Consider the following 18,121-nt stretch of genomic DNA (forward strand, 5'->3'; position numbering starts at 1 on the left):
TACTGTGGACGATTCACGGACTGTGGAGAACGTCGTCACTCGATCGAGTGTCTCGACGCGACCTAACCCTTAAAGTCAGAATCTTCGGGCAGGTTGAGTTCGCTCTTGTTCAGTTCCTCGATGTTCACGTCCTTGAAAGTCAGCACTCGAACCTGCTTCACGAATCGGGCAGGTCGGTACATGTCCCACACCCACGCGTCCGCCATCGACACCTCGAAGAAGACCTCGCCCTGGACGGAGTGCACCTGCATCTCATAGTCGTTGGTGAGGTAGAAGCGCCGCTCGGTCTCGATCACGAACTTGAACAAACCGACGACGTCTCGGTACTCGCGATAGAGCTTCAGCTCCATCTCGGTCTCGTACTTCTCGAGGTCCTCGGCGCTCATGGCATGTTCCCCTTCAGCCGTGCGTCCCCCTATTGTGCGTCAGCCACGACTCCCCCGTGCAGTCCTCCCACGCCGTAGCGCGATCGGCCCATAGGCGGCGCCTGCCATGATCAACACAGTCCCGGTCACGATTGCGGCCAGTAGCGGACGCAACGGACCCAAATCGGACACACCACCCGAAAAGCTGGCGAAAGACTCCGGACGCGACACCATGCCGAGGTTCGACATCGGCCAGGCCGTGGCGTCCACGCGCGCGTTCACAGCGGAGCGCGGCACCGCCCAGTGACCTTCCTTGAGGTGCACCCGAGAGTCCTGCGAATCCTCTCGGTGGTCACCCAGCAGGAACAACCCCTCGTCCGGGACAGTCCGCTCGAATCCGGTACTGGAGGCGGGGCCGTCCCTGGCCACATAGGGCTCCTCCACGGGTTCGCCGTTGATGACGACACGTCCCTGCCTGTCACAGCAGACGACCTTGTCACCACCCGTCCCGACGACACGTTTCACCATCGGCAGATCGCCCCAGGAGGGGTCCTCGAACACCACCACATCGCCACGTCGCACGTCACCGCCGTCTATCCGCTCCGCCAGCACCCGGTCACCGGACTGCACCGTCGGTGCCATCGAGTCGGTCGGCACCGTGTACGGCTGGTAGGCGATCGCCCCCCAGACGAATCCCCCGAGAAAAAGCACACAGCCGAGCGCAACGGCGAGGCTGGACAGCGTCTGCCCCAGGCCGCTCTCCTGCCGTCCGCTGTTACGCCCCGCTTTGCCCATGTCCGCGCTCCCGTGCTCGCCTCGTGTAGCCGCTGTCGGTGGGCGCACCTTACCGGGGCGTACGAAAGCAGTCAGCCCTTGATCGACGCGGCGTCAGCAGCACCAGCAGCCGCGGTAGCGGTGTCCGGCGACGACCGCCGCTCGGCCTTCCGACGCTTCCGTCGCCAGAGCACGATCGGCACCGCACCGGCCAGGCCCAACGCGGCCGGGGCCGTACCGACCATGTTGGCTGCCAGTCCTTCCTGACCGAACGTGTCCGGAACAGGCAGAGTCCCCCAACGGTCCAGTGGCCAGGCCACGACCACCGCACGGCCAACCGCCTTGTCGACCGGGACCATGGCGCTCCCGTCCCGCTGGTGGTAACGGGAGTCGAGAGAATCGGCCCGATGGTCACCCATCACCCACATGTGCCCCTTCGGAACCTTGACGGGACCGAAGGGTTTGTCGTCACAAGGGGTGTTCCCCGGGTAGAGATACGGCTCGTCGAGTGCTTTGCCGTTCACCGTCACAGAGCCGCCTTTCTCGCAGGCCACGGTGTCACCGCCCACTCCGATCACGCGCTTGATCAGGTCCTTCTCATCCGCGGACGGCATCAGCCCGATGGCGCTGAAGAAGACCTGCACGGCGTTCTGTTCGGTTTCCTGCTCCGGAAGCCACTGGCCGGGGTCTCGGAACACCACCACCTCACCACGCTCTGGTTCCGCGCCGAACCACGGTGTCAACTTGTCCACCAGGACCCGGTCACCCACCTGCAGCGTGTTCTGCATCGAGTTGGACGGGATGGAGAACGCCTGGAGCAGAAACGTCTTGATGAGCAGCGCGAGAATGAGCGCGATGCCAACCAGCAGCGGGAGTTCCTTCCAGAAGGAACGTGGCTTCTTCGGCTTCGCGTGCCCGCGTCCCTCTTCGCCCGCACCCTCACTCACGCTGACCGCATCGCCTTTCCGCTCCGCCGGTTGATGGTCGGGAGCCCCGGAAGCCGATCCGGAAGACTCTCCTTCCGGATCGTTCGAACCGGACTGCGCGCCCACGGCGACGTCCCCCACAACCACTCCTTACACTGCGCCATCGCCTCTCCCGCCACCGGTAAAGGCCCACTACTCCCATAACGAGCGGGAGTTCCACGGGAGTCGGGAGCTGAGCCAATCGATTCTCTCCGACCGGACCGTCGGCGGTCGCCGCACCACGCCCGTCCGGCACAGAGGCGTACGTCTCCGGTTCCGCCAACTGTCTCCAGTGATCGAAAGGCCACGCGATGACCATCGCCTGACCGAGCACGAGATCCTCCGGAACCGTGCCGTTCTTCTCCTCGTCCAGGTGGTACCGGGAGTCGGCCGAGTCCGAGCGGTGATCCCCCATGACGAAGACCCGACCCTCGGGCACCTTCACGTCGAACTCCATCTTGGACGGTGCGTTGTCCGGATGGAGGTACGGTTCGGTGAGTGGCTGACCGTTCACCGTGACCCGACCGTCCTTGTCGCAGCACTTGACGGTGTCCCCGCCCACTCCGACCACCCGCTTGATCAGATCCTGCTCGTCGTCGGAGGGCAGCAGCCCGATGAGGGACATGAAGTCCTTGACCTGCTTGACGCCCACCGGGTCCTCTTCCTCGGTCTGTGTCTGCTCTCCACGCAGCCATCCCCCCGGGTCCTTGAACACCACCACCTCGCCGCGCTCGGGCTTGGCACCGAACCAGGGCGTCAGCTTGTCGACCAGCACCCGATCGCCGATCCGGATGGTCTGCTCCATGGAACCGGAGGGAATGACGAACGCCTGCACCAGGAAGGTCTTCAGCACCAGTGCGATTACGATCGCCACCCCTATGAGGATGGGGATCTCCTTCGTCATCGACAGACGTCTACGACGCTTGATCCGCTTCGCCGCACGCCGCCGTGCGGCACGCCCCTGCTCCGGAGCACGGATGGACTTCGACTCCGATGCCGCGTCCGGTGACGCACCATCCGGGCGCCGATGATGGCCGTAGCGACTGCGGCCCCGCTTACCCACGGGAACCCCGCCCCGGGCCACCGGTCCCGTGCGCGACCTGACGGACTTCTCCGGTGGAGACCGTCGTCCAGCGGTCCACCGGCCAGCCGATCCAGTCCACTCGGCCGATCACCCGATCGACGGGAACGGTGCCGCCACCAGGCTTGCCGAGGAAGTCCCGGGAGTCACTGGAGGCGGCACGATGATCGCCCATCACCCACAACCGCCCCTCGGGCACCCGGATATCAAACGGTACAGCCGACGGCTCGTCATCATGAGGGACGTACTTCTCCACCGTCGACACGCCGTTCACCTGCACCCTCCCCCGCTCGTCACAGCACGTCACGCGATCACCGCCGACACCGATCACGCGCTTCACGTAGTCGCTCCCGGGCGGCTCCAGCAGACCCACCCGAGCTCCCACCGCGCGCACCAGCCTGGTCAGGGGATCTTCCTGCGTCCTCCCTTCCGGGACGAAAGAGCCGGTGCCGTCAAACACCACAACGTCTCCGCGCTCCGGATGGTTGCCGAATTGGTAGGCGAGTTTGTTGACCAGAACCCGGTCGCCAACCCGCAGCGTGGGCTCCATCGAGGAACTCGGGATGCGGAAAGGCTGCACCACAAAAGTGCTGACCAGCAAGACCACCGCGAACACAGCGGTCGTGAGGCCGCCCATACGGACGGAGCGCGACCACTCTCCAGCGCCCTTCTCGGGCTCCGGAGAGTGGTCGCGCTCCGTGGCGTCTTCCGCCCTGTCGTCCTGCCGTGGATCGTCCTGCTGCGGGTCGTCGGTGTCCATCGAGCCTTGTCGTCCGGAGGATGTCGCCGCTGATCCCTGTCGAACCACGTATCGCCCAGAGACCTTCCAGGGGAGGCCCCGGGGCCCCGGGGGACGGTCAGTTCTCCCGCTTCTCCTTGATCTTGGCCGCCTTGCCACGCAGCTCACGGAGGTAGTACAGCTTGGCGCGGCGAACGTCACCGCGGGTCACAACCTCGATCTTCTCGACGATCGGGGTGTGCACCGGGAAGGTGCGCTCCACGCCGACGCTGAAACTGATCTTGCGGACCGTGAACGTCTCACGGATGCCGGAGCCCTGCCGTCGGATGACGACACCCTTGAACTGCTGGACACGCGAGCGGCTTCCCTCGATCACGCGCACGTGCACGTTGACCGTGTCGCCGGGCCGGAACGCGGGGACGTCGCTACGCAGCGACGCGGCGTCGACGGAGTCGAGAAGGTTGGCCATGATCGTCTGCTTTCCTCGCCGATGCCACAGGTCATCGACGGAAGGTCGTATTACTGGATGGGATCGCCGACACGCCGAGCGGGCGTCGGTCCCCCTGTGGCAGGGTCGCGCGCTGAGCGTACGGCAACGGTTCATTCTTCCACGGCGTCATCCGGCCCCCCAAATCGCCCCTCGTCTTCTGGACGGTGCCCGCCCGAGTCCGTACGTGGCTCGCGTACGGGACTGGTCGCGGACTCGGCGAGGGTCGCCAGGTCGTGGCGGTCCAGCGTATCGGGGTCACAGCGCTCGATCAGATCAGGACGATGGCTTCGTGTCCGGAGCAGGGCCTGATCCCGACGCCATCGCGCGATGCGCTCATGGTGTCCGCTCAGCAGTACCTCGGGGATACCACGGCCACGCCACTCGGGCGGCTTGGTGTACACCGGCCCCTCCAGCAGATCCGACATCGAGCCCGGGGCGAAGGAGTCGTCCCGATGTGACTGCGCGTTTCCCAGCACGCCCGGCAACAACCGTGCGACGGCTTCCACGATCACCAGCACCGGCGCCTCGCCTCCCGCGAGGACGTAGTCGCCGATGGAGACTTCGTGGAGCTCCGTCCGCTCGCCATACTCCTCGATCACCCGCCGGTCGATGCCCTCGTAACGAGCCGGGGTGAACACCAGCCAGCGCTTGGTGGCCAGTTCGGCGGCGAGTTCCTGGGTGAACGGCCGACCACTGGGAGTCGGCACCACCAGTGTCGGCAGATTCGTCTGATCAGCGTCCCCAGAGTCGGCGACCTCCGAGGAAGTGCCGTCCCAAGGGCCGGCATCCGAGGCGCTCCGGCCCGAGGCGATGATCTCGTCCAGGGCTTCGCCCCAGGGTTCGGGTTTCATCACCATGCCCGGACCGCCGCCGTACGGCGTGTCGTCGACGGTGTGGTGCCGGTCGTACGTCCAGGCCCGCAGATCATGCACCCGGACGTCCAGTTGACCTCGGGCTCGGGCCTTGCCGACCAGGGAGACGTTCAACGGCTCCAGATACTCCGGGAAGATGGTGACGACGTCGAGCCTCACTCTGACCCGCCCTCGTCGATCAGGCCAGGAGGCGGATCGATGACCACACGCTGACTCCCCAGGTCGATCTCCGGCACGATCTCGGCGACGAACGGGACAAGCACTTCACCGCCGGTCGGAAGCCGCACGATGAGTACGTCCTGTCCCGGCAGATGCGAGATCTCCGCCACGCGACCGACTACGTGACCATCCCCCGTCACGACCTCCAGATCGGTCAACTGATGGTCGTAGAACTCCTCAGGATCTTCCGGAGTCTGCTCGGGGTCCACCTCGGCGATCAACAGCGTGTTGCGCAGCGCCTCGACCGACCCGCGATCGCGTACCCCCTCGAACCGCAACAACAGCCGCCCGCTGTGCACCCGTCCGGACTCCACCGTGAGTGGTCCGACATCGGCCGGCTCGGTGGCCAGTACGACGCCGGGAGCCAGTCGTAGCTCCGGTTCGTCGGTCCGGACTTCCACGGTGGCCTCGCCCTTGATGCCATGGGCGCGACCGATACGGGCGACTACCAGTTGCACGGTGCTCCGTTCCGTTCTGCTGGGGCCGTGTCGTTGGGATCTTCGTATACCGGGGGAGCGAGGTCGGATGTGTGCGATGACAACGCAGCGGCCGGGGAGGTCGTAACCGCCCCGGCCGCTGTCGGTGTTCCCTGCTGCCTGAGCCCGCCACGCGAAACGTCCACCACAAGGCGAGACGTGACGAGGCGTGGCTGGTGTGGCGACCTAGCGAATCTGGTCCACATCGACGAAGTCGACACGGACGCCGCGGCCGCCGAGCGCCCCCACTACGGTGCGCAGTGAGCGGGCCGTACGGCCGCTGCGGCCGATCACCTTGCCGAGGTCGTCAGGGTGCACCCGGACCTCGATCACCTGCCCCCGACGCAGGTTGCGCGCGGCCACCTGCACCTCGTCCGGGTTGTCGACGATGCCCTTCACCAGGTGCTCGAGGGCTTCCTCGAGCATCCTCAAGCCTCGGTCGACTCAGTGGCGGGCTTCTCGGCTTCGGCCTTGTCCTTCTCAGCCGCGGCCTTGTCGCTCTTCTTGGCCTTCGGAGTGATCGCCTCGCCCTTGGGCTCGTCCGCCGACTCCTTGGCCGCGGCCTCGAAGAGGGCCCGCTTGTCGGCCTTCGGCTCGGCCACCTTCATCGGCTCGGGTGCTGGCAGCCCCTTGAACTTCTGCCAGTCACCGGTCACCTTGAGGATCGCCGCGACGGGTTCGGTCGGCTGCGCGCCAACGCTCAGCCAGTACTGCACCCGCTCCGAGTCGACCTCGATACGGGAAGGGTTCTGCACCGGGTGGTACAGACCGATCTCCTCGATGGCCCGACCGTCGCGACGGGTACGCGAGTTGGCGACGATGATGCGGTAGTGCGGCGAACGGATCTTGCCCAGCCGCTTCAACTTAATCTTGACTGCCACGGGTGTGGTGTCTCCTGGTCTTGACGTGGTGGGGCACGGCGAACGGCCACGTGGGGTTGTGGTATCCGGAGTCCCCGAGGACGCGTCAGCCGGAGGAGAGAGGGGTCCTGTACGGCCGCCGAGTACAGCAGTCCATGATGCCACACCCGCACAGCGCCGCCGAACGGTGGCCACCCGGCCCTCCCGTACGCCCTGGGTCTGACTGGCAGGCACGGCCTGCGGGCCCTCCCGCCCGGCACCGAACCGGGCGGGGAGGAGGACCCGACCATCGCCCTGGCCGCTCCGATCGCCCTAACCTGCCACGGCCGCCAAGGCGCCGTGCGCGCTCGGGGCGTCCGGGATACGGAAGGCCTGGCCACAGGCGCCGCACATGATCGGAGCCTGCTCCAGCACAGACGGCACCACACGAACGTTGCGCCCACAGTCGCACACCGCCTTGACTCGCACTCCACCTCCCGAGGAGCCATGACGGGCTGCCGGGCCGCGGAAATTGCGGGTGTCAGTGTCGGTGGCGACGGTGTGGGCCTTCAGTGCCCGCTGCAGCCTCTGGCTCGTGGGGCGATAGCGCGTCTTCGTCTCGGACGCGAGGGTGACCAGGGAGAACCCGCTGCTCGGATGGGGCTCCTCGGGGTGGTCCAGGCCCAGTTCCTCGGCGATCGCCAGGAAGCGTCGATTGTGGTAGCGGCCGGCGCGCGAGGTGTCACGGACGCCGCGCGCGGCGGCGATTCCGTGAACGGCCTCGTGCAGCAACCGTTCGAAGGAGAGTTCCGCGCCACAGGCGGACGAGGACTCGCCGATCAGCGATTCTGGTGCGGCCAGGTCGGGCAGCTCAGGGTGGTTCCGTTGAATGTCGGCCCACGCGGCTGCCAACTCGGCGGCTAGGACAGGTGGTGTCGTGCTCACGTCGTCTAGAACGAGCGAAGGGCCCCGATCGTTCCGATACCCGGGCATCCCAAAGTAATTTGCACGTACCAGTCAGTTTGCTCCGAGTGCTCCGGACCATCCCAGGTACGTCAATCTGCGGAAAACTCGCACATCCGCGCTACATATCCCACACGCCGGTGCGTACACCGTCACACCTCAGGGCACGGCCCGGCCGCCGCCCTCCACACGCACTCGCACCGCACCCGCCGGTCACACCCTGTCACAGGCGTCCAGCGGCACCGGCACCGCCTGCCGCTGAGCACCCGGGAGAGCGGCGAGCACGTACGGCTTGCGACCCATGAGTCTCCGATCTCCAGGCCGTGCAGCGCCGGCCCCGGATGCCGGAGCCGACTGACCGAATTAACATGGTTTGCGAACCGTCACCGTTTGTTGGCGGGTTTCAGCTCAGGTCTCGTCCGGTCTCCGTGGCCCGACCCCCACGGTGGCGCCAGACGACCGGCCCAGGACGGTCAGTTTCTGGCAGTCGCAACGGAGTTCGCCAGCGGTGACACGCACGCACCGCCATCGGCTCACCATGCGTCAGACACGACCGGCACGGGCCCCGCGACGACTCACACGAACACGGCGGCGGATTGGGGCGCGCAGTGACCTCCACTCTCCTTCACGAACCGCTCGTACACGCACCACTCGTTCACGAACCGGACCTCGCCCAGCGTGCCCGCGACTGGGTGGAGATCCAGGAACGCATGCTGGTGCCGCTCTACGAGGCGGTCTACGACCAGCTGCGGGTGGGCGGCGGAACGCGACTACTGGGGCTCGGCTGCGGATCGGGGCTCGCCTTGCTGCTGGCTGCCGCCCGAGGTGCGTCCGTGACCGGGACCGACAGTGACGTGAGGCGGCTCGCGCTCGCGCAGGAACGTCTCCTGCCTCCCTCCGTCGACCCGGTACGCCGCTGGGACGCGCGGGTGGCGCCGTACACTTCGGGAGGTTCGCCGCTCGTCGAGAGCGCTCCGCCGGACGTGGTGACCGCGTTCGACGCACCCGGCCACGCCGCGGAACTGGCGCACGCCACACCCTCCCTGGCCCCAGGCACCCCGGTCGCCCTCGCCTCCTGGGGGCCACCCAACCGGTGCGGAGCGTCCTCGCTGCTGCACACGACCACACGTTGCCACACGGGGTACGGGGAAGCGGAGCGGGTGGCGGCAGCGGACCCGGCGAACCCAGCGGAACCGACAGGAGCGCCGACGGCGGCGGAAGCCGCCGCCGAAGCTGCCCGGAGCGATCCGAAAGCCACCGTGGAGCGGCACGGCGACGCGTACGCCGGATCGGGTCCGTCGGAGGCCACCAACCGGCAGCGACTCACCGAACTGGCGCGCCACTTCGGGCTTCAGCCGTTCCATGTGGGCAGCGTGGCCTGCTCTTTCGGTTACGCGAGCCTGGACAGCGCGGTACGCGGTCTGCTCTCCACCGGGCTGTTCGACGACCGAGTGGGCGGCGAGGCCGAAGGCGACAGCTTCGAGGAAGGTGACCGGTCGCGGGCTCCACGGGAGTTGGCACGGGCGCTGTCGCCGCATCGCCAGAACGACGGCACTGTATGGATGCCGCATCTCTTCCAGTACGTGCTCGCGCGGGCCTGAACACGCCCGCCCGTGCCCGCGTTCCCGCCCGTGCCCGTTGAGACGCCGTCGGTTCCGACCCGTGTGCGTGCGTCGACCGTACGGAGAGCGCGTTGGCAGTAACCAGGATTCTGGATAATATGGAACGATGCTGGGCAGCGAAGAGCGTTTCCTGACACGCAACGGCCTCGCGGCGCGTCAGCTGGCCGCCCTGCTGCTGCATCACGAGACCGACACCCGCCTTCCCCGCCTCCGAGACTTCGCCAGCGACCTCAAGGTCGGCAACGGCACCGTGCAGACCGGACTCCAGCTCCTCGAGGAGGCCGGCGCAATAGAGACCAAGGCACGCGGCCACCTCGGCACGTACCTCGTCCGCTCCGATCGGACCCTCCTGTGGCAGCTCGCCGGCCTCGGCACGCTGCTGGCCGCCATGCCACTGCCGTACTCACACCGCTACGAGGGACTGGCGACCGGCCTCCGCGCGGCGTTCGAGCAGGTCAGCGTGCCGTTCGCCATCACCTTCATGCGGGGTGCCTCGACCCGGTTGTCGGCGCTGCTGGAGGGCAAGGCCGACCTGGTGGTGGTCTCGCGGTTCGCGGCGGACCGGATCGCCGCCGAGCATCCCGTACGCCTGCTGGCCGATCTGGGACCGGCCACGTACGTCGGGGCGCACGGACTGCTGCTACGGCGTGAGGTGCCGTTGGAAACTCCCGGCCTGCGGGTGGCTGTCGACTCCTCGTCCGAGGACCTGCGGATGCTGGCGTCCCGGGCGTTCACCGACCGGGACGACATCGTGTGGGTCGAGACCTCATACATGCAGTTGCGCGATCTCTTCGCGCGTGGCGAGGTGGACGCGACCGTGTGGAATCTCGACGAGGTTCGCGATCATCTGGGCCCGGAGGTGGAGGTACAACCCCTGGGCAACGAGATCACGCGTGACCTGGCGCTCCGCAACTCACGGGCCGCGCTGATCAGCCGCTCCGAGGGGACTCGGGCACTGGACGCCGTACGGGACTCGCTGGACTTCGACGTGATCACCGGCGCGCAGTCCGAGGTGCTCAGCGGCGAGCGACTGCCGCTCTACTGACGGGCGGCCGGCCGGGCGGGGCCCGTGAACCTGGCGAGCCAGATGACCCGACGAGCCGGATGAACGGGCTCTAGCCAGAAACCAGGATCCTGATTACTCTCGGAGGAGTCGGAAGGACCTCGTCATGGAAGAGCAGCTCGCCCAGCGCATCCGGATGTTCCAGGAGACGGGCCAGGTACGGGCCGAGGTGGCCGAGTTCGTCACCACGGAGCTGGAGACACTGGCCGCCACCGGTCACGCGGTGTCCGAGGCCACAGCCGGCATGCTGACCAGCCACCTCATGATGGCCCTCAACCGCCTCCTGGACGGCGCCCCCATCGAGGACTTCCCCACCGACGAGCACGTCGCCCAGGAGCTGGCCGACCACCCGGAGGCCGTCGCCCAGGCCAGGGCCGTCGCCAGCCGCGCCGAACGGCGACTCGGCGCGAGTCTGCCCATCTCCGAGATCAACTTCATGGCCCTGCACCTGGCGGTGCTGGCCCACCGACCCACGACCGGCTGAACCACTCCCGCGCACGTACGACCGGCGCACGCACGAAAGGCCATCCAGGCATGACGAAGATCCTCACCGGCGGCGTCGGCAAGGCCGAGGTCGCCGAAACCCTCCAGGGCCTGGGCACCGGGTCGTTCGATGTCGTGGTCTCCAGTGACATGGACGCCGCGATGCAGCTGCGAACCGGCCAGGCCGACTACTACCTGGGCACCTGCCACACCGGCGCCGGCGCTTCCCTCGGGTTGCTCGTCGGCATGCTCGGCAGCGACGCGTGCCACACCTTCGGTCGTACGGTGCCGAGCCCGGAGGAGGTCAGCGCGCTCTTGGAGAGCGGCAAGAAGGCGTTCGGCTTCGGCATGGACCAGATCGACGACACCGCACCGGTCATCGCCCGCGCCATCGCGGCCCGAGTGGCCTGACTACCGGCGGGAGAGAACCGACCATGTCCACTCTGCTGGTCACCGCGGCGGACACCGGGAGCAAGGGGCTCGACTTCACGCTCGCCCAGCAGCTGACCGTCATCCTGCTGTGCGCCCTGACCGCGTTCATCTCGCACATGGCGCTCGCCGTCTTCAACGACGGCGTACGGCCCTTCCTGCTCGACTTCATCCAGGGCAACACCACGCGGAACGCCACCACCGCCGTGGCCTTCGGGCTGTCCGCCGGGTTCATCTTCGGGCTGGGGGCGCCGATGGCCCTCTCCAGCGGCGTGCTGAACCCGTGGTTGCTCTTCCTGCCGACCGACGTGCTCGGGCTCCTCTCCCCGAAGAAGTGGCTCGCCCCGCTCCTCGGGGCCGGCTGGGGAGCGGTGATCGTCTTCGGCCTGGGCGGGGCCAACGACCTCGCGCACGACCTGCCGGTGGACTTCCTCACCGCCCTGCAACAGATGTCCACACCGATCCTCTTCCTCTTCACGCTCTTCCCGGTGCTCGCCGTCACGAAGCAGTTCGGCAGGCTGCGCGGCGCCGTGACGGGTGTGGTGGAACTCGTGCTGGTCGTGTTCACCATGAACATGTGGCCCGACATCTTCGCGGGGTCCATCGCCATGGCGGTCGGCGTGCTGCTGCTGATCGGTTTCGCCGTACGCAAGGACCTCGTCGAGCACCGCCTGAAGCGGGCCGAGCAGACCGAAGCGGCCAAGGCCACAGCGACCGGCTCCGACGGCGATTCGGTCTCCACGGAGCGGTCCAACACCGCCGCGGAGCCGGCTGACGACCCGATGCAGTCGCTGTTCAGCGCGAGCGCGGCACGCATCCGCAGATACCTTCCGCTGTACATGCTGCTGGGCGCGGGCGTGTGTCTGCTGGCCCAGATGCACGTCTTCGGCGGCGGTGAGGCGACCAGCTTCCTGATCGCCGACGGCGAGTACGCCGAAGCGGCACAGGTCGACTTCTACCGCGTCTTCGGCTTCATCCCGCTGATCGCCACCACGGCGCTGGCCTCCGGGGCGTACGCCATCGCGGGCTTCACACTCGTCTACCCGATCGGTTATCTACTGCCCAACCCGGTGCTCGCCTTCGTCGTCGGCGCCCTGGTGCTCGCCGTCGAGGTCTTCGCGTTGAGCTACGTCGGCAAGCTGTTGGGCAAGCTGCCGTCCGTACGCGACTCCTCAGAGCACCTGCGCAACGCGATCACCGAGAGCCTGTGGCTCGCCATCCTGTTCGGCTCCCTGATGGCCGCCAACGAGATGGGTGGCGGCCTCGGCATTCTGATCGTCGGCGGGCTGTACCTGCTGAATGAAGCCATGGGCCGGGTCGTGGTCCGGATGGCCGCCGCGCCCGCCGCCGTCCTGGTGGGCGGAGTGTTGCTGAACCTGCTCTACTGGCTCGATCTCTTCACCCCGGTCAAGGGATGAACGCGCCACACAGGCGGCCGGACCGGCCGCACGAGGATACCGGCCCGCGGGGCCGACGGGGTGCGGCAGAGCCCGCCCGCCCGGACGAACCGCGCGCGCTCCCCCTGCGTACGGTCACCGGCTCGCTCGCGCCCGCCGCCGTGGAGGGCCCGGTGCTCGCCCACGAACACCTGGCACTCGACCTCCGTGCGGGCGGTGACGAGCGGGCCACCCTCGCCCCGGAGCGGCACGGGCGGCCCGTCGCCGCCGAACTGGACGCGCTGCGCGGGGAGTACGGGCTCGCGCTGGTCGTCGAGCAGACCTGCCGCGGCATGGGACGGGATCCGCGAGCCCTGGCCGCGATCGCCGAGGAAGCCTCCGTGGCAGTGATCGCGTCCACCGGCTGGTACTACGAGCCCTTCCATCCGCCGGGCACGGCAGCATCCGATCCGGAGGACCTGACCGCCCTGCTGCTCGACGAGATCGCCGACGGGCTGGACGGGACCGAGATCCTGCCCGGTCTGCTGGGCGAGGTCGGCAGCCACGGGGACTCCCCCAGCCCCGCCGAGCGTCGCGTGCTGACCGCCGCCGCCGAGGCGGCGCTCGCCTCCGGCCTGTCCGTGTCCACCCACGCCCAACTGGGACGGGGCGGCCCGGCCCAACTGGAGGTGTTGACCGCCGCCGGTCTGCCCCCGCACCGGGTTTGTCTGGGGCACCAGGACCTGCTGGACGATCCCGGCTGTCATCGCGAACTGGCCGCGGCCGGGGCGTACGTCGCCTTCGACACCGTCGGCAAGGAGAACTACCGCCCCGACGCGGACCGGTTGCGGTTGCTGGTGGCGCTGCTGGAGGCGGGGCACGCGGATCGGGTGCTGCTGAGCTGCGACATCTCCCGACACGGCTATCTGCGCGCCGAAGGCGGCCAGGGCTACGGTCACCTCTTCCGTTCCTTCCTGCCCCGGCTACGAGCGGCCGGCGCGGACGAGGACCTCCTGGACCTGCTCACCCGACGCAATCCGCTGCGTTTCCTGACCGCCGCCGTCGAGGAGTTGCCTTGAACACCACCGACCCACCGGAACCGTCCCCCACCGGGGAACCGCGCCGGGTCGAGACGCCGAGGAGCATCGACGGGCCACCCGAGTCGGCACGACTGACCGAAAGCGCCGGGCCACCCCAGCTGCCGGGAACCCACCCGTTGCCGGTCGTGCCGCTGGAGGCGGCGGTGCGCCGCCAGCACGAACTGCTGGCCTGCGTCGCCCGGCACTTCGAGGGCCAACAGCTCTTCGAGGCCGACGCCGGAGTGGTGCCAGGGCTGGGGCGCCCGCGCAGCACCGCCCGAGTGGAGAAGGTGCTCGCCGAGTTCTTCGACGCCGAGGCCGCGGCCCTGGTGCAGGGCGCCGGTACGGGAGCCATCCGCGCCGCTGTCCAGGCGGTGCTCGCGCCCGGCGAGCCGCTGCTCGTACACCGCGCACCGATCTACCGCACCACCGAGGTCACCCTGCGCGGACTGGGCACCGAAACCGTCGCTGCCGACTTCAACGACCCCGCGGAACTGGCCTCGGCCCTCGCCACCGGCCGCTTCCGGCACGCCTACCTGCAACACTCCCGACAGCGGCTGGCCGACTCGTACGACCCCGCCGCGGTGATCGAGAGCTGCCACGCGGCGGGCGTGCGGGTCCTGGTGGACGACAACTACACGGCCCTGCGCGTGCCCCGCTGCGGGGTCGAACTCGGCGCGCGCGCCTCCTGCTTCTCACTGTTCAAGCTGCACGGTCCGGAGGGGATCGGGGTCGTCCTGGGCGACCGCGACCTCGTGGAGAGCGTTTACCGGGACAACTACTCCGGTGGCGGCCAGGTGCAGGGCCACCAGGCGTTGGACGCGCTGCGGGCGCTGACGCACGTGCCGGTGCTCTGGTCACTCCAGTCCGCGGTGGGAGCCGAGGTCGCCCAGCGGCTGGCGGCGGGTGAGGTGCCCGGCGTGGCGGAGGTCCGGCTGGCGAACGTACAGGATCGCTGCCTGGTGGTACGCCTCGCCCGGCCCGTCGCCCGGCGGTTGCCGGACATCGCGGCACGGCACGGCGCGGCACCGTATCCGGTGGGATCGAACTCCCGCTACGAGGTGGCTCCGCTGTTCTATCGGATGTCCTCCGCGAGCCTGGACGACGCCCCGGAACTGGCGGACTGGACGGTACGGATCAACCCGATGCGGGCCGGCGCCGAACTCGTCCTGCGGATTCTCCGACGGTCCCTGCGCGACCTGGCCGACGAGCCCGGCTCCGACGCGTACGCCGCCCCGGGGCGGACCGCCGCGGGGCACGAACCCAGCACGCACGAACGCAAGGACTGACCGTTGTTCCTCGACACCGTCCTCACCCGGAATCCTCAGCTGGCGGACACGGCGGCCGCGCTGCACGCCGCCGGCGCCATCCCACCGGACACGTACGTGCTGGACCGGGACGCCATCGAGGCGAATGCCGCGCTGCTCGCGGCGGAGGGCGAACGGCTCGGCATCGCCCAGTGGTTCGTGGTCAAGCAGCTCGGCCGCAACCCGGAGGCCATCCGTACCGTGGCCCGTCATCTGCCACGCTTCGCCGCCATCGACGCGCCGGAGGCCGAGCGGCTGCACGCCACGGGCGCCCGACCCGGCAATCTGGGTCACCTGGTGCAGATCCCGGAGCGGGCGCTGCCCAGGATGCTCGCCTGGCGTCCGGAGGCGGTCACCGTCTTCGACGCCGACAACGCGCGCGCGGTCTCCCGTGCCGCCCTCGAACAGGGGTTCACTCAGGACGTGTTGATACGGCTGGCGGGCGCGGCCGGCTCGGTGTACCCGGGGCAGGAGGGCGGCGTACCACTGGAGACGCTGGACGCCTTCGCCACGGTGGTCGAGGAACTGCCCGGCGTCCGACTCGCCGGCGCGACCGCCTTCCCCTGTCTGCAGTGCGAACCGGACACCGGCAAGCCGCGCCCCACCCCGAACCTCGCCCTGCTGTTGAAGGCCGCGGAGGTGCTGTCGGGACGTGGCCATCGCGGGCTGAAGGTGAGCGCCCCGGGCGTGACCTCGATGGCGACGCTGCCCCTGCTCGCCGAACTGGGCGCCACGCACGGGGAACCAGGACACGCGCTGACCGGTACGACCCCGCTGCACGCCCAGGACCCCTGGCAGCCGGAGACGCCCGGCTACGTCTACGTCACCGAGGTGGCGCACACCCTGGCCGACGGACGTCCCGCGCTGCACGGCGGCGGCTTCTACCCGCGTGCCGGCATCGCCACCGCGCTGCTGCCGCGCTCCGGACTCCGATTGGGCGTACAGGGGGCCCCGGCCGAGAACATCGACTACTACCGGCTGCTCGACCCGCCACCAGCGCACGAGCGAGTTCGTACGGGCGACACCGCCGTGCTGGCCTTCCGCACCCAGATGTTCGTCACCCGCAGCACCGTGGCCGTGGTGGCCGGTCTGTCAGCGGGCGCTCCGAAACTGGTGGGTCTCCACGACTCGCTGGGCCGCCCGCTGACCGCCTCGGACGGGGGTGACGAGCGATGAGCAGGACCATCATCCTCGTGGTCGACGGCCTGGGTGTCGGCGCCATGCCGGACGCGGGCGCACTGCGTCCCGCCGACCTCCGGGCCGACACCCTCGCCCACACGCTGGACCACTGCCGGCAGACGACCGGCGAGCCGCTGCGGCTGCCGGTCTTCGGCGCCCTCGGCCTGGGACGGGTCCGCCCGCATCGGGACCTGCCTGACGAACCGCGGCCGCCGACGGCGTACGGTCGCGCGGCGTTGGGTTACCCCGGGGCGGACACCTATGCCGGGCACCAGACGATGATGGGGGCGGACTTCCGTACGGTCACCCTCGCCCGGCTGCGTGAGCACCAGGTCGAGGTGGCGGGCGCGTTGCGTGCCGCCGGGCACTCGGTGGCGCTGTCGGACGGCGTCCTGCTGGTGGACGACCAGGCCCTGGTACACGACAACCTGGAGGCCGATCCGGGGGTCAACTGGAACGTCTCGGCCCCCCTGACCGCGCTCGCGTTCGGCGACGTCCTGGAGATCGCCCGTACGGTCCGGGACGTGGCGCCGGTGGCTCGGGTGATCGCCGTGGGCGGCCATCCCGACGAGCCGCTGAGCCGGTTCGTACGGCAGGGCGACGACGGCACCGTGGGGCTGGACACGCCGGCCTCCGGCCTCTACCGGAACGGCGGGCTCGAAGTACAGCACCTGGGGGCGCCGTTGGATCACACCCGGCAGCTTCCGGAACTGGCCGCCCGGGCGGGAGTGCCGGTGACGCTGGTGGGGAAGGCGGCGGACATCCTGGCCTGTGCCGAGGCCGAGCGGTTGCCCGCCGTACCCACCGCTCGGGTGCTGGCGCACACCAGGGCGGCCGCGCTGGAGGCTGGTACGGGCGGGCGGGCGCTGGTAGTGGCGAACGTACAGGAGACGGACCTGGCCGGGCACCAACAGGACCCGGGACGGTTCGGCGCGTTGCTGGAGCGGGTGGACGCCGGGCTGGGCGAGCTGATCAGCGTGCTGGACTCCCCCGGCGACCGGTTGATCGTCACCGGGGACCACGGGAACGACCCGCTGGCAGGACATCCGTACCACACCCGGGAGTTCGTGCCGGTACTGGTCCACCAGCACGGGGGCGGTGCCGGCGGCTCGGCACGGCGGCTCGCGGACGCCGGCACGCTCGCCGACGTCGGCGCCACCGCCGCGCGAGCGCTGGGGTTGCCCCCGAGCGGGCTGGAGTCCGGCGAGCCGCTGTGCTGAGCCGCCGACGATCCTGTCCGGAAGCCCGCGTGCGCCGGGGGCACGACGGCTCAGTCGCCCGTGCCCGGCCACTCCTCCACGGTCAGCGCGAACCGCTCGTGGTCGCGCCACGCGTTGTTCAGGAACAGCATCCGGGGTGAGAAGCCCTCGTATCGGAAGCCGAGCCGCTTGGCCAGGGCGATGGACCGCTGGTTCTCCGGCTGCACGTTGATCTCCAGACGGTGCAGGCCGATACCGTCCGGGCCGTCGTCGAAACACCTGTCGATGATGAGGCGCAGCCCCTCGGTCATCCGTCCGGTGCCGGCGTACGGCACGTAACTGTCGTAGCCCAGAGCGGCGTTACGGAACCGGGCCCGGACGATGTTGGCGATGTTGACGCGTCCCACCAGCCCGTCGTCCGCCCGGTCGAAGATCAGGTACGAACGCAGCACCGGCCCCTGGCGCCGCAGCAACGCGGCAAAGCCATCCGGCTCCACCGGATTCCAGGGGGTGAGGTGGTCCGCCGAGCGGATCACCGCCGCGCTGTAGGCCCCTTCGTCCTCCGGACGCGGTGAACGGATGTATACGCGCATACGGCACA

At 69.1% G+C, this 18,121-nt stretch carries 21 protein-coding genes; 9 read left to right on the forward strand and 12 right to left on the reverse strand.

Annotated features, from left to right (window positions below):
* Nucleotides 1–62: 62 nt before the first annotated feature.
* From AN216_RS24915 to AN216_RS24965, 11 genes are all read right to left on the reverse strand, one after another.
* Entirely contained in the window at nucleotides 63–386 is a 324-nt protein-coding gene (locus tag AN216_RS24915) for a DUF2469 domain-containing protein (protein ID WP_070198978.1), read from the reverse strand.
* 39 nt (nucleotides 387–425) lie between these two features.
* Complete coding sequence (gene lepB / locus AN216_RS24920; protein ID WP_070198979.1) at nucleotides 426–1,160, reverse strand: signal peptidase I; 735 nt, start codon at nucleotides 1,158–1,160, stop codon at nucleotides 426–428.
* A 71-nt stretch (nucleotides 1,161–1,231) separates the two neighbouring features.
* Complete coding sequence (gene lepB / locus AN216_RS24925) at nucleotides 1,232–2,191, reverse strand: signal peptidase I (protein ID WP_420855798.1); 960 nt, start codon at nucleotides 2,189–2,191, stop codon at nucleotides 1,232–1,234.
* Nucleotides 2,079–3,167: a signal peptidase I gene (gene lepB / locus AN216_RS24930; RefSeq protein ID WP_420855796.1), complete on the reverse strand. Its 1,089-nt coding sequence runs from the start codon at nucleotides 3,165–3,167 to the stop codon at nucleotides 2,079–2,081. The genes lepB (AN216_RS24925) and lepB (AN216_RS24930) overlap by 113 nt, the downstream gene beginning before the upstream one ends.
* Nucleotides 3,160–3,945, reverse strand: coding sequence for a signal peptidase I (gene lepB / locus AN216_RS24935; protein WP_070198981.1), 786 nt, complete (start codon nucleotides 3,943–3,945; stop codon nucleotides 3,160–3,162). Before lepB (AN216_RS24935) ends, lepB (AN216_RS24930) begins: the two co-directional genes overlap by 8 nt.
* Nucleotides 3,946–4,042: 97 nt before the next feature.
* On the reverse strand, nucleotides 4,043–4,393 hold the full coding sequence (rplS, locus tag AN216_RS24940) for a 50S ribosomal protein L19 (RefSeq protein WP_070198982.1): 351 nt from the start codon (nucleotides 4,391–4,393) through the stop codon (nucleotides 4,043–4,045).
* A gap of 131 nt (nucleotides 4,394–4,524) precedes the next feature.
* Nucleotides 4,525–5,445 carry a tRNA (guanosine(37)-N1)-methyltransferase TrmD gene (gene trmD, locus AN216_RS24945; protein ID WP_070198983.1) on the reverse strand — a complete coding sequence of 307 codons (921 nt, stop codon included), beginning with the start codon at nucleotides 5,443–5,445 and terminating at the stop codon, nucleotides 4,525–4,527.
* Nucleotides 5,442–5,963, reverse strand: coding sequence for a ribosome maturation factor RimM (rimM, locus tag AN216_RS24950; protein WP_070198984.1), 522 nt, complete (start codon nucleotides 5,961–5,963; stop codon nucleotides 5,442–5,444). The genes trmD and rimM overlap by 4 nt, the downstream gene beginning before the upstream one ends.
* A gap of 204 nt (nucleotides 5,964–6,167) precedes the next feature.
* A complete protein-coding gene (locus AN216_RS24955) occupies nucleotides 6,168–6,407 on the reverse strand; it encodes an RNA-binding protein (RefSeq protein ID WP_070198985.1) in 240 nt (79 codons plus the stop codon).
* Nucleotides 6,408–6,409: 2 nt separating this feature from the next.
* Nucleotides 6,410–6,862 (reverse strand): 30S ribosomal protein S16, encoded by a 453-nt coding sequence (rpsP, locus tag AN216_RS24960; RefSeq protein ID WP_070198986.1) that lies wholly within the window; start codon nucleotides 6,860–6,862, stop codon nucleotides 6,410–6,412.
* 291 nt (nucleotides 6,863–7,153) lie between these two features.
* Entirely contained in the window at nucleotides 7,154–7,765 is a 612-nt protein-coding gene (locus AN216_RS24965; protein ID WP_070198987.1) for a hypothetical protein, read from the reverse strand.
* Between the two features lie 626 nt (nucleotides 7,766–8,391).
* On the opposite strand from AN216_RS24965, the gene AN216_RS24970 reads away from it, so the two are divergent.
* From AN216_RS24970 to AN216_RS25010, 9 genes are all read left to right on the forward strand, one after another.
* Nucleotides 8,392–9,384 (forward strand): SAM-dependent methyltransferase, encoded by a 993-nt coding sequence (locus AN216_RS24970; protein WP_244502646.1) that lies wholly within the window; start codon nucleotides 8,392–8,394, stop codon nucleotides 9,382–9,384.
* Nucleotides 9,385–9,511: 127 nt separating this feature from the next.
* Complete coding sequence (gene yhfZ / locus AN216_RS24975) at nucleotides 9,512–10,450, forward strand: GntR family transcriptional regulator YhfZ (RefSeq protein WP_070198988.1); 939 nt, start codon at nucleotides 9,512–9,514, stop codon at nucleotides 10,448–10,450.
* Between the two features lie 124 nt (nucleotides 10,451–10,574).
* A complete protein-coding gene (locus AN216_RS24980; protein WP_070198989.1) occupies nucleotides 10,575–10,952 on the forward strand; it encodes a PRD domain-containing protein in 378 nt (125 codons plus the stop codon).
* Between the two features lie 50 nt (nucleotides 10,953–11,002).
* Nucleotides 11,003–11,362, forward strand: coding sequence for a DUF2620 domain-containing protein (locus AN216_RS24985; protein ID WP_070198990.1), 360 nt, complete (start codon nucleotides 11,003–11,005; stop codon nucleotides 11,360–11,362).
* A gap of 23 nt (nucleotides 11,363–11,385) precedes the next feature.
* Nucleotides 11,386–12,798, forward strand: a complete 1,413-nt coding sequence (locus AN216_RS24990) for a YhfT family protein (RefSeq protein ID WP_070198991.1) — start codon at nucleotides 11,386–11,388, stop codon at nucleotides 12,796–12,798.
* On the forward strand, nucleotides 12,795–13,835 hold the full coding sequence (locus tag AN216_RS24995; protein WP_079166976.1) for a phosphotriesterase family protein: 1,041 nt from the start codon (nucleotides 12,795–12,797) through the stop codon (nucleotides 13,833–13,835). The genes AN216_RS24990 and AN216_RS24995 overlap by 4 nt, the downstream gene beginning before the upstream one ends.
* A gap of 92 nt (nucleotides 13,836–13,927) precedes the next feature.
* The gene (locus AN216_RS25000; protein ID WP_420855799.1) at nucleotides 13,928–15,124 is read left to right on the forward strand and encodes an aminotransferase class V-fold PLP-dependent enzyme; all 1,197 of its coding nucleotides are present in this window, start codon (nucleotides 13,928–13,930) and stop codon (nucleotides 15,122–15,124) included.
* A 3-nt stretch (nucleotides 15,125–15,127) separates the two neighbouring features.
* Nucleotides 15,128–16,318, forward strand: coding sequence for an alanine racemase (locus tag AN216_RS25005; RefSeq protein ID WP_070198992.1), 1,191 nt, complete (start codon nucleotides 15,128–15,130; stop codon nucleotides 16,316–16,318).
* Nucleotides 16,315–17,541, forward strand: coding sequence for a phosphopentomutase (locus AN216_RS25010; RefSeq protein WP_070198993.1), 1,227 nt, complete (start codon nucleotides 16,315–16,317; stop codon nucleotides 17,539–17,541). The genes AN216_RS25005 and AN216_RS25010 overlap by 4 nt, the downstream gene beginning before the upstream one ends.
* 50 nt (nucleotides 17,542–17,591) lie before the next feature.
* Here AN216_RS25010 and AN216_RS25015 read toward each other — a convergent pair whose 3' ends face one another.
* Nucleotides 17,592–18,113, reverse strand: a complete 522-nt coding sequence (locus AN216_RS25015; RefSeq protein ID WP_244502647.1) for a GNAT family N-acetyltransferase — start codon at nucleotides 18,111–18,113, stop codon at nucleotides 17,592–17,594.
* Nucleotides 18,114–18,121: the final 8 nt, after the last annotated feature.

The sequence above is a fragment of the Streptomyces oceani genome (genome assembly GCF_001751245.1).
GTDB lineage: Bacteria > Actinomycetota > Actinomycetes > Streptomycetales > Streptomycetaceae > Streptomyces > Streptomyces oceani.